Genomic DNA, 880 nt, shown 5'->3' on the forward strand with positions numbered 1-880 from the left:
TTCATATCTTCTTGTTTTAGTTATGGTTTGTTTTTTTCTTGGTGTTGTTCATTGTCTGGCAGTCTAATTCTTTAAATATTAGCAATAAAATACTTCTTTAAAAAAAATAAACAATATCTCTGKTTTTGCCATTAAATAGTTTGTTTTGTTAAGGGGCTGTCACTTTAATTGGTTGTGCTGATTTTATCCCATTTTGCGCAATTTTGTCTTATAACTTTCTTAGATTTGCTTTATTAGGTAATACAAAATGCGCAGTATGAAAGCTATTGATTTTTCCGGTTTTGCTTTCCGGGAAGGTAGGCATAATGATTCGGCGGTCATTTGGGTGGATTTCAAATACGACCGGGCAAAGATTGATTTGGTCAAATCGCTGAAAGGTAGGTGGAGCAGGTCTGAAAAGTGCTGGTATGTACCGGACAACACCCATTTCCGGACACTGTTTGGGATGGAAATCCCACCGGTTGGCAAAGGGGTGTTGTCCAAATTGTCACCCGTAAATGCCCGGGAGTTGCAACGCATGAAAGAGGTATTGCAGATGAAAGCCTATAGTCCATCCACCATAAAGACATACATGATCGAATTTGCACAGCTACTGTATATTTTGAAAGATGTGCCCGTTGATTCGCTGGGCTACGACCGTCTCCGTGCTTACATTCTTTATTGCATCAATACATTGAAAATTTCGGAAAGCCAGCTGCACAGCAGGCTCAACGCCATCAAATTCTATTTTGAACAGGTGCTCCATAAACCGGACTTCTTTGCCGAAATCCCACGGCCGAAGAAGCCATCAACTTTGCCAAAGGTGTTGAGCCAAAAGGAAGTAAAACGGATATTCGACGTGGTACAAAACCGAAAACATTTGCTGATGCTGCAACTGTGC

General features: G+C 40.7%; 1 protein-coding gene. It reads left to right on the forward strand.

Annotated features, from left to right (window positions below):
• Nucleotides 1-256: 256 nt before the first annotated feature.
• Nucleotides 257-880 (forward strand): phage integrase N-terminal SAM-like domain-containing protein (locus SD31_RS14485; protein WP_039054635.1); only part of this gene is annotated, 624 nt, incomplete at its 3' end.

The sequence above is a fragment of the Sphingobacterium sp. T2 genome, from assembly GCF_000814685.1.
Taxonomy (GTDB): Bacteria; Bacteroidota; Bacteroidia; order Sphingobacteriales; family Sphingobacteriaceae; genus Sphingobacterium; species Sphingobacterium thermophilum.